Annotated in this window: 10 protein-coding genes and 1 riboswitch; of the genes, 7 read left to right on the top strand and 3 right to left on the bottom strand. The window is 65.6% G+C overall.

The window, feature by feature from the left end; translation table 11 throughout:
• From P3W85_RS07105 to P3W85_RS07090, 4 genes are all read left to right on the top strand, one after another.
• A partial coding sequence (locus tag P3W85_RS07105) for a hypothetical protein (protein WP_276264259.1) occupies positions 1 to 525 on the top strand: 525 nt, incomplete at its 5' end.
• Positions 526 to 634: 109 nt separating this feature from the next.
• Positions 635 to 747, top strand: a riboswitch (SAM-I-IV-variant riboswitch).
• A gap of 28 nt (positions 748 to 775) precedes the next feature.
• Complete coding sequence (locus tag P3W85_RS07100; RefSeq protein ID WP_276264258.1) at positions 776 to 1,210, top strand: DUF3293 domain-containing protein; 435 nt, start codon at positions 776 to 778, stop codon at positions 1,208 to 1,210.
• Between the two features lie 124 nt (positions 1,211 to 1,334).
• Positions 1,335 to 2,606: a DUF445 domain-containing protein gene (locus tag P3W85_RS07095; RefSeq protein WP_276264257.1), complete on the top strand. Its 1,272-nt coding sequence runs from the start codon at positions 1,335 to 1,337 to the stop codon at positions 2,604 to 2,606.
• 102 nt (positions 2,607 to 2,708) lie between these two features.
• On the top strand, positions 2,709 to 3,257 hold the full coding sequence (locus P3W85_RS07090) for a hypothetical protein (RefSeq protein ID WP_276264256.1): 549 nt from the start codon (positions 2,709 to 2,711) through the stop codon (positions 3,255 to 3,257).
• 114 nt (positions 3,258 to 3,371) lie between these two features.
• On the opposite strand, the gene P3W85_RS07085 is transcribed toward P3W85_RS07090, so the two are convergent.
• A complete protein-coding gene (locus tag P3W85_RS07085) occupies positions 3,372 to 5,096 on the bottom strand; it encodes an alkaline phosphatase family protein (RefSeq protein ID WP_276264255.1) in 1,725 nt (574 codons plus the stop codon).
• A gap of 256 nt (positions 5,097 to 5,352) precedes the next feature.
• Here P3W85_RS07085 and P3W85_RS07080 point away from each other — a divergent pair, with 256 nt between their 5' ends.
• Positions 5,353 to 5,688 carry a nucleotide pyrophosphohydrolase gene (locus P3W85_RS07080; protein WP_276264254.1) on the top strand — a complete coding sequence of 112 codons (336 nt, stop codon included), beginning with the start codon at positions 5,353 to 5,355 and terminating at the stop codon, positions 5,686 to 5,688.
• Between the two features lie 59 nt (positions 5,689 to 5,747).
• On the opposite strand, the gene P3W85_RS07075 is transcribed toward P3W85_RS07080, so the two are convergent.
• Both P3W85_RS07075 and P3W85_RS07070 read right to left on the bottom strand, forming a co-directional pair.
• Positions 5,748 to 6,242: a hypothetical protein gene (locus tag P3W85_RS07075; RefSeq protein WP_276264253.1), complete on the bottom strand. Its 495-nt coding sequence runs from the start codon at positions 6,240 to 6,242 to the stop codon at positions 5,748 to 5,750.
• A 97-nt stretch (positions 6,243 to 6,339) separates the two neighbouring features.
• Complete coding sequence (locus P3W85_RS07070) at positions 6,340 to 7,155, bottom strand: FadR/GntR family transcriptional regulator (protein WP_017226529.1); 816 nt, start codon at positions 7,153 to 7,155, stop codon at positions 6,340 to 6,342.
• Between the two features lie 270 nt (positions 7,156 to 7,425).
• On the opposite strand from P3W85_RS07070, the gene P3W85_RS07065 reads away from it, so the two are divergent.
• Positions 7,426 to 8,631, top strand: coding sequence for an ABC transporter substrate-binding protein (locus P3W85_RS07065; protein WP_017226530.1), 1,206 nt, complete (start codon positions 7,426 to 7,428; stop codon positions 8,629 to 8,631).
• A gap of 87 nt (positions 8,632 to 8,718) precedes the next feature.
• Positions 8,719 to 9,375, top strand: a 657-nt coding sequence (locus P3W85_RS07060) for a branched-chain amino acid ABC transporter permease (protein WP_276264252.1), incomplete at its 3' end; no start/stop codon positions are given.

The following is a 9,375-nucleotide window of genomic DNA, read 5'->3' as shown; positions in this document are numbered from 1 at the left end:
AGCGGTGGCGGCCACCTGCGGGATGCCATGGTGCCGGTGCAGGCCTTGAGGAAGGCACGCCAGACCGGCAGCCTGGAGGTGGCGCTGGTCCTTGGTTCGGCCAGCCAGTTGCCGGTAGTTCGCGCCGGCAGCTGGATTCTCGCTGGCTCGCGCAGCATTGCGTCCGCCCTGGCCATCCTGTTGCGCTCGACCCTGGAGCCGTCGGAGCTGGCGGGCGCGCGCGGCAGGCAGCTCCGGTGGTTGCGGGACCTTGCCGCGCTCGACGCGACCTGCCTGCTCCTGCGGCAATGCGATCCCGATCCCGAGCGTCTGGCCGGCAAGATCGAGGACGACCTGGTTTCCCTGTTTGGCGAGGGATACGCGGCGCCCTCCTGGATCTCCATTGCAGGCCCGAGCGCGGCTATCGCCGCGCTTCGCCAGACCACCGGGGTCATCGCCCGCCGCCTGAAATATTCCGCCCGGCCTTTCGAGAAATCCTGCGCCGATGTGGTGGTCGCCTTTCCCTGGCCGGACCTGGCTTGCTAGCGCAATTGAAGTGCCGGGGTGTCGACGGCACGCCAGCCTCGCACCCGGAAGAGCGGACAGGGCAGGCTGGCCAGCGCCCTTGACACCCCCAACCCCGCATGATCCAATCCGCCCACATTCTGAATTGGGTCGACGCCCAAGCCAACCTGCCTTCCCGGGCAAGGTGGATCGCGATAGCGGATGTGGCTTCCTGATCTTCAGGGAGCAAGCAAGCGGGCAGCGCGTCGACCCTCCTTGCACGGAGGGTTTTTTGTTTTCTGCCTCAGTCATCGGTCCCGAGATCGTCCAGGCTTACCTGGAGACCCATTACCATGTTCATGGCGATGCGCCGGTTACGTTGAAGGTGGGCGAGCCCAACGCCTTGCTGGCTGCACTGCATGCCGATGCGGGCGTGCAGTGCAGCGCATTCATCACGGCCTGGAACCCCTTCAGCCAGCCAGCCGGCGAAGACGCATCCGTCAACGCGCGCCGCCAGCAAGCGCTGGCGCGCGAGCTGGCGCAGGCAGGCCTGAGGTTTATCGAAGGCATCGGCCAGCACCCCTCGAACCAGTGGCCCGGCGAGGCGAGCTTCCTGGTGCTTGGGCTGACGCTGGATGCGGCCAAGGCACTTGGCACGCGGCATGAACAGAACGCGATCATCTGGTCCGGCGCAGATGCCGTGCCGCAGTTGATTCTCTTGCGCTGAACCGGCATGGATCGGACGCGGCGGATCGCAACAGCAAAGTCAAAGCCAAAGCCAAAGCCAAAGCCAAAGCCAAAGCCAAAGCCAAAGTCAAAATTAAAGTCAAAGTCCATCACTCCATCGCCCAATGCAGCAGGAACAGGAACTCAACACCGCAAAGCGCAAGGCGCTGGCCCTGCTGTTGTTCGCCGGCGCCGTCTTCACCACCACCGTCTTGCTCCCGCGCGGTTTCCTGACCGACTGGGTGCGGGCGGCAGCCGAGGCCGCCATGGTCGGCGGCCTGGCCGACTGGTTCGCCGTGGCCGCGCTGTTCCGGCGCATCCCGCTGCCGGGACTCTCCGGCCATACCAACATCATCATCCGCAAGAAGGACGACATCGCGGATGGCCTCGCCGTGTTCGTCAAGGAGAAGTTTCTTGACGTGCCGTCCATCGTCGCGCTGATCGGCAAGCACGATCCGGCGCGGGTCATGTCGGAATGGCTGGCAGCGCCGGCCAACGCGCGGGAGATCGGCAATGTGGTGGCGAGAGCGGCCGGCACCTTGCTCGACGTGCTGGACGAGGAGAACATCAAGGCCTTCGTGAAGGATGCCGTGCACGCCATGATCGACAAGGTCGACCTGTCGCAGTCCGCCGCGGGCATGCTCGAAAGCCTGACCAGGAACGGACGGCACCAGACGCTGCTGGACCAGTCGCTCGCGCAGCTGATCGCCTTGCTCAATGAACCGGCGACCCGCGCCTTTATCTCGGAGAGGATCGTCGAGTGGCTGAAGAGCGAGCATCGCCGGAAGGAGCGGCTCCTGCCTACCGAATGGATCGGCAACAATGGCGCCGACATGATCGCGGCAGCGCTCGGGCGCGTGCTGAACCAGGTGGAGCAGGACGCCAGCCATCAGCTGCGCAAGGCGTTCGATACGGCGGCCAACAACCTGATCCAGCGCCTGAAGGACGACGCGTCGTTTCAGGCCAGGGCCGAGGGCATCAAGCAGCAGCTGAAGAGCGACAGCTTGCTCAATGCGTATATCGGCGGCCTTTGGGCGGACTGGCGCCTATGGATAAAGCACGACCTGGCGCAGGAGGACTCCGCCATCCACCGGCAGGTCGCCGCCGCGGGCCATTGGATCGGGGCGGAGCTGGCGCGCAATGCCTCCCTGCGTGCCTCGCTGAACGACCACCTGCGCGATGCGGCGCGCGGGATGGCGCCGGATTTTGCGGAATTCATCGCAAGGCACATCAGCAGCACGGTCCGTGGCTGGGACGCGCGGGAGATGTCCCGGCAAATCGAACTGAACGTCGGCAGGGATCTGCAGTACATCCGCATGAACGGCACCGTCGTGGGCGGGTTGATCGGCGCGGCGCTTTACCTGGTCGCGCAGTTGCCGGCCTTCCTGGGGCGGTAGCCGTTGGCGGCACGGCGGGGATGAATGCTATGTGCGCGACCGGACAGTCTCCTGTCCGGTCCGGCCGGCAGACTTGGGGCATCCGGAACAAGGAGCCCCGTCATGGCACAGCAGCACTCCATCCAGCCGATCACGCCCCGTATGACGATGCGGGGTATCCGGCCGCTTCGCGTCGCGGTGCATCGCTGGGGCGTGCCTGAGCAGGAAGCCCAGGGCATCCTGATGCATTGCCCCACCTTCGATGGCCGGCTTGAGTGGGTGCGGGGCGGGCACGGCGATGTCGTCATCCATCTGGTGGACGCGGCGCGCCTGAGCGGGCCCGAGGGGCGCGCGCTGTGGAATGCCATGGGGCCGGTGCAGGCGATGCATGCGGCACGGCGATCCGGCAGCCTGGAGGTGGCACTGGTGCGGGGTTCCGCAAGCCAGTTGCCGGTGCAACGGGCGGGCTGCTGGATCCTGGCCGGCTCGCGCAGCCTGGCTGGCGCCATGGCGATGCTGTTGCGGACGGCCATGACGTTCTCCGGACGGGCTGGCGCGCGAGCGCCGCTCGCGTGGATCCGGGAGCTGGCTTCGCACGACACCACCTGCCTGCTGCGGCAGGAGTGCGAGCCTGCCGCGCTGGATGTCGCGCTGGCGCCCAGGCCCGCATGAGGCTGGCGTGCCGGCGCTGCGGGCCGGGAGTGCGGGACCGCCCCGCGGATCCGGCATCCGCGGGGCTGCTTCCCGTGCCGGGATGTTCAGCTTGCGCTGCTGCCCCGGCTCCGCTCAATGCAGGTGCGGCAGTACCTTGGTGTGCTCGGCCTGCACCGCTTGCAGTTCGTGCGGCTTGAGTCCAAGCAAGGCGAGGATGGTCGGCGCGATCTGGTTGGTCTGGACCGGTTCGTCGACGATATTCTGGTCGATGCCCGCGCCCCATACGACGATGGGCACGTGACGGTCCTGTTTGGCGTCGCCGCCGTGTTCGGCGATCTTCGACAGCTTGCCGCCGGCCCACACGGTACCCTGCTGCGCGATGCCGACGAGATCCGGCACGCGGTCGTCGCCGCGCGCCACGCCGAACAGGTCGGCGGCTTCTTCGCCGGCGTAGATCCTGCTCACGCCCGCCTGGCTGAAGGGCTTGGCGATCGCGTTGCCGGCGGCGTCGGAGCCGAGGCCGTTGCCGGAATAGCCCAGCAGGAAGCTCTTGGCAAAGCCGATGGCGGCGGGGGAGCGGTCGTTGAACCACATCAGGATGCCGTCGTCGTCGATCGCATGCGCCACCAGGTGCGGCTTGGACGGGTCCTTGCACGTGGCGGCGTATTTTTCCCAGGCGCAGTTCAGCGCATCGATCATGTCGCCATCGTTGACGATGGTGAGATCGGCGCGGTTCCGCGGGGACTGGCCGTGCTTGGCCGACAGGACCACCACCGTGTTGGTGCGGTCGAGCGCGCTCACCATGGCCGTCAGCTGGTTGTTGACGAAGCTCAGCGCGCTTTGCAGCACCGCGCCGGGCACGGTCCCGTTCATGGTGTAGCCGCCCAGGCCGCCGGCCACCTTGTTGCCGGTATTGCCCGGGTCGGGGTAGTAGTTCGACTTGTTGAGCTTCTGCGCGGTCGACACGGCCTGGAAGTTCATGCCGAAGATGGCGGGAGTCCCGGGCGTGCCATTGCCGGCATGGTCATGGCCCTTGATCCAGTTGAGGACGGCTTGTACCTTGAAGCTGTCGTAGCGCTGGGTGTTGGTGTTGTCCTTGGTCCAGTCGTCACCCGGGCCGGCGGGCAGCGAGGGGTCGGTGACCGAGCTGTTGATTTCGGGGGCGAACAGATCGTCGATGCTCTGGCCGGACGGCCCGTTGAGGATCTCGTAGGCGGCGTGCTTGTCCGACCAGGCGGTGCGCAGGCCGTGCTTGTGCGCGATCTCGAAGATCGTGTTGACCTTGAGATACTGATGCGGGTAGACCGGCTGGCAGGTCTGCGCGGAGACCGGCAGCAAGGCCGGATCGATCAGGTCTTGCGGGCGCCCGGTCAGCTGGGAGATCCTGGAGAAATCCGAGTACAGGCCGGGGATGCCTTGTCCGCTGTCCAGCCGGTTCAGGTCTTTGGCGATCACTTCGGCGTAATACACTTCAGCGCCCGGCTTGGCGCTGCGGCAATTGGCCGCCGTGGTGCCGGCCGGCAGCAGGCTGCGGCTGTAGGCGTCGTCGTAGTAGATGCCGGTGGTCCTGGGGTTGCCGCCCGTGACCTGTCCGACCATGCCGGGGAATGAGTCCGAGGGGAAGGGCGTTTGCGCATTCCTGTAGGCGACGCCATGGCGGACCAGTTGCGCAAGGGTGGAAGCCGGATTGGCGTTGACGAACCAGTCCAGGTCGGCCTGATGCAGGCCATCGACCGAAACCAGCAGCACATGCTTGGCACGCGGCTGACGGGCGTCGTCGTCCGCGCGTGCGGACGTTGCCAGTCCGCACGACAGCGACAGCGCCACGGCCAGGGTAAGCCTTTTTGTTGCTCGCATGACATCTCCTCAATTGACTGCCACAGGGCAGCCGGGAGACGCTATCAATCGCCCATGTCCGATCGGTGTCAGCAAAAAGCCGGAGAAGTAACAAATTGTACTGAGCGCCTTGAGCCGCACATGCCGCCCCTGACTGCCGGGTATGGCGGATTCATCGGCAGGATGCCAATGGCGCTCCGGGAGCCGGCGTGGCCGGGCGTGGGCGTTCAGCTATGATGCGATTACGCCCGGCAAGACCATTCCACAGCACCACGCCATGACCCTGATCGACATCAAAGCCCTCCAGAATGCCGCCGCCGAATTCGGCGAAGCCCGCGCCTGGGGCAAGTACCACAGCCCCAAGAACCTCGCCATGGCGCTCAGCGTGGAAGTGGCCGAACTGGTCGAGATCTTCCAGTGGAAGACCGAGAGCGAAGCGCGCGAGATCATGTCCACGGATGAGCGCGAGCACGTGGAACAGGAACTGGCGGATATCGCCATCTACCTGGCGCAACTGCTGACCGCGCTGAATGTGGATCTGGACGCGGCGGTGAAGGCCAAGATGGCGATGAACGCGCTGAAGTATCCGGTGAGGACGGATGGCGGGAAGTGAGATATCGACGCGCCTGAGCCAGGCAGGGCAGGGGCGGCGCCCTTGCCAGCCCTCAGCCCTCAGCGCGCCGCTGCGCCCTTCTGCCCGCCAAGCCGCGGATTCGGATACTCGCATCCGACTTCAACCCGCCCCTTGTACTCGCGGGCCACGATCCACGCGCCGCCGGTGCTTTCCCGGGCCAGGCCACGCCCGGCCACGCCGCGCAGGCCGAGCTGGCTTGCCACGGCGTTGAGGTCGGTGGCATCGGTGATGCCGTAGGCGGTGTAGTTGCCAAGCTGGTAGTCGCCAAAGCGCATGTCCTGCGCCGCGAGGCCGGCGACGGTGACGGCCTTGGGCGCGCGCCATACGGCCGATGCGAAGCCGCTCAGTTCTTCATTCCTGTTCCAGCCGGGCAGCCCGGCTTCTTCCAGCGCGTCGACATAGGCGGCCACGCCGCTGGCTGCGCCCTTGCATTCGAGCAGGGCGGGCAAGGGCGGCATGGCCGCCGCATGGGCGGCTGCCGAGCCCGAAAGAATCAGCGCGGCAAAGGTAAGACGGAAGAAAGGCTTGTTCATATTCTTGTTGTGCATCGGGTGGTAACACGTTGGTGGCGGCGGGCACAAGCGCTCGCCGCCGGGTGGTGGAGCTACATGAAGGTGCGATGGACCCGTCCTAGCCTGCCCGGCCGCTCCTGGCGCGCCGCGGCATCTCCGAGTCCAGCACCAGCCGCCCGTTGATCTTGCCGTTCATGCGAGTGACATAGCGCGTGCACTCTTCCATGTGCGACAGCATCAGCGTGCGGACTTTTTCCGCATCCCGGTCTCGCGCGGCGGCCAGGATCTTCTTGTGGAACTTCACATTGGCCGCGCCGAATCGTTCGTGCTCGCAGGTTGGCGTGTCGTTGCCGAACACCACCAGGTGCCGGATCATCTCGTTGATCAGTTCGCAGCAAAAGCGCAGCATCGGGTTCGGGTTGGCGGCCGCCAGGATGTCGTGGAAGCTGAGATCTTCCTGCCGCTGGTTCAGCGGATCGATGGCGGCGGCGGAGGCCGGGTCGCATTGGTCGATGGTGCGCTCCAGCGCGGCAAAATCCTCTTCCGTCAGGTGTGGCACCGCGCCGGCGGCCAGTTCGGGCTCCAGCAGCTTGCGCGCCGTGTAGATATCGGCGATGCCGATGTCCTTGAAGAACAGGTAGTTCTGCATCAGCTGGAAGGTGCGGTCCAGCTGCACCTCCACGATGGTGCCGCCGCCCGAGGGGCCGGTGCTGACGCTGACCAGGCCCTGCACTTCGAGCGATTTGAGCGCCTCGCGGATCGTGCTTTTGCTGACCGAGAACATTTGCTGCAGGGCGATCTCGCGCGGCAGCTTGTCGCCGGGGCGCAGGTTCTTCTGCGTGATCAGGCGTTTCAGTTCCTCGGCGACCAGGTCGGCCCGCTTCTGCTTGCGAATCTCGATCGTCCTGGCGCCATCGCCTCGTAGCGGTGCCATGTTGTTTCCATCCCTTTGATTGCCGCGTGCCACTGGTCCGCGCTGAGCCCGATTCTACAGGCTGCGATGGTCGCGGGCGGCGCCGGCGCTCCCTGCCGCTGCCACTCCCTTGCTGCGTTTCCTCCTATTGACTTTGAAGGATACGCCTCCTACTATCGTCTCACCTATTTATCATGATAAATAGTATAAAAGGCTGGAGGATGTTCGCGCACCGGATGCGGGCGGCTACCAGTCATCCTGGGTGGCTATCCCCATCGAGAGGAGTGAGACATGAATCGTCGTAACCTGTTGAAGCTGGCGGCGCTGTCCGCCGTCCCCGCCGCGCTCGTGCAGGCCCGCTCCGCGCTGGCGGCCGCCGGCGATGCGATCGAACTTGGCTGTCCGGTGCCGATGTCGGGCCCCTTCGCCGCCAACGGCAAGTTTGCCGACCTGGGCATGAAGCTGGTGCTCGAGCAGTACGACAAGGTGCTGGGCAAGAGCCTGCGCTACAGCGTGCTCGATACGGAAGGCAAGCCGGCCACTGCCGTGCGCAAGATGCAGGAACTGGCGCAGAAAAACGCGGCCCGCTACTTCGCCGGCGGCATCCTGTCTTCGGAGTCGCTTGCCATGGGCAAGGAAGCGGAAAAGTTCGGCGGCGTTTTCGTCACCACCGCGGGCGCCGACGAGATCACCGGCAAGGACTGCAACCGCGCCACCTTCCGCTGGTCGGTGCCCACCTTCGGCGCCATCGAGCGCACCGTGCGGCCGTTGATCGACACCATGCCCAAGGCCAGGCGCTGGTACACCATCACGCCCCAGTATGTGTTCGGCGAGGGCCTGCTATCCGCGGCCAAGAGCGTCTTCAAGGAGAAGGGCATCGAGCACGTGGGCAACAGCTATCACGGGCTCAACGAGAAGGAGTTCAGCGGCTATCTGACCAATGCGCTGGCGGCCAAGCCGGATGTGCTGCTGATCCTGAACTTCGGCCAGCAGTCGTCCGACACGCTGCGCCAGGCGGCGAGCTTCGGCATGAAGAAGGACACCACGATCCTGGTGGCATGGGCGTCGGGGCTGGAGCAGTTCGAATCGCTGGGCGCGGAGTTGTGCGAAGGCGTGTACTTCGGCGCGCAATACTGGCACGGCGCCGATTCGCCGCTGAATCGCGAGCTGGTCAAGCGGGCGAACGCGCGCTTCAAGAGCAATCCGAACTACAGCCTGGCGGGTTCCTATATCTGCACCAAGATCATGCTGGACGGCATGCTCAAGGCGGGCACCACCGATCCCAAGGCAGTGGTGGCGGCCATCGAGGGCATGAAGTACGACGGCCTGACCGGACCGGAAGAGGTGCGCGCGGCCGATCACCAGGTCATCAAGGACTACTACCTGCTCAAGGGCAAGGCAAAGAGCCGCATGAAGGACAAGGACGATTATGCCGAGGTGATCAGCGCCGGCAAGTCCTTCCTGCCCGTCGACAAGACCCTGTGCAAGATGGCCTGACCAGCCGCCAGGAACCCGCAGGCCGCGCGCCCCGGCAACGGGGCGTGCCAGGCCCGTCCTTCCCGTCCAAGCTTCCCGCTCGAGCCTATGAACGTCTACCTGCTGCAGGTGGTCAACGGCGTCGGCATCGGCATGCTCTACTTCCTGCTGGCAGTGGGTTTGTCGATCATCTTCGGCCTGTTGCGCTTCGTCAATTTTGCCCACGGCGCCTTCTATGCCCTGGGCGCCTACCTGTGCTTCCAGGCCTTGCAGCTTGGCCTGAATTTCTGGGTCGCGCTGGTCGCCGCGCCGCTGCTGGTCGGCGCGTTCGCCTGGTTGACCGAGAAGCTCATGCTGCGCCACGTCTATGCGCTTGCACATGAGTTCCATATCCTGGTGACGGTCGGCCTGGCGATGGTCGCGCAGGAGCTGATCATCACCGGCTGGGGTCCGCTCGGGGTCAACGTGGCGCCGCCCGAGTCGCTCCAGGGCGTGGTGATGTGGGGCAGCTTCGTCTATCCGAAGTACCGCCTGTTCGTGATCGGTTTCACCGCGCTGCTGGCAGTGGGCCTGTGGTGGCTGCTCGAAGGCACGCGCCTGGGCAGCGCCGTGCGCGCGGGCAGCGAATCGACCGAGATGGTGTCGCTGCTCGGCATCAATATCTTCCGCCTGTTCAGCCTGATGTTCGCGCTGGGAGCGGCCACCGCGGCCATTGCCGGCGTGCTGGCGGCGCCGATCCGCGGGGCCGAGCCGTTCATGGGCGTG

The organism is Cupriavidus basilensis, assembly GCF_029335485.1.
Lineage (GTDB): Bacteria > Pseudomonadota > Gammaproteobacteria > Burkholderiales > Burkholderiaceae > Cupriavidus > Cupriavidus basilensis_E.
This window is presented reverse-complemented; position numbering and strand designations above follow the sequence as displayed.

Bases quoted from the DNA above. Each gene is read 5' to 3' on its own strand.
- P3W85_RS07065 (WP_017226530.1), top strand. From the start codon at position 7,426: ATGAATCGTCGTAACCTGTTGAAGCTGGCGGCGCTGTCCGCCGTCCCC.
- P3W85_RS07070 (WP_017226529.1), bottom strand. From the start codon at position 7,155: ATGGCACCGCTACGAGGCGATGGCGCCAGGACGATCGAGATTCGCAAG.
- P3W85_RS07095 (WP_276264257.1), top strand. From the start codon at position 1,335: ATGCAGCAGGAACAGGAACTCAACACCGCAAAGCGCAAGGCGCTGGCC.
- P3W85_RS07075 (WP_276264253.1), bottom strand. From the start codon at position 6,242: ATGAACAAGCCTTTCTTCCGTCTTACCTTTGCCGCGCTGATTCTTTCG.
- P3W85_RS07090 (WP_276264256.1), top strand. From the start codon at position 2,709: ATGGCACAGCAGCACTCCATCCAGCCGATCACGCCCCGTATGACGATG.
- P3W85_RS07080 (WP_276264254.1), top strand. From the start codon at position 5,353: ATGACCCTGATCGACATCAAAGCCCTCCAGAATGCCGCCGCCGAATTC.
- P3W85_RS07085 (WP_276264255.1), bottom strand. From the start codon at position 5,096: ATGCGAGCAACAAAAAGGCTTACCCTGGCCGTGGCGCTGTCGCTGTCG.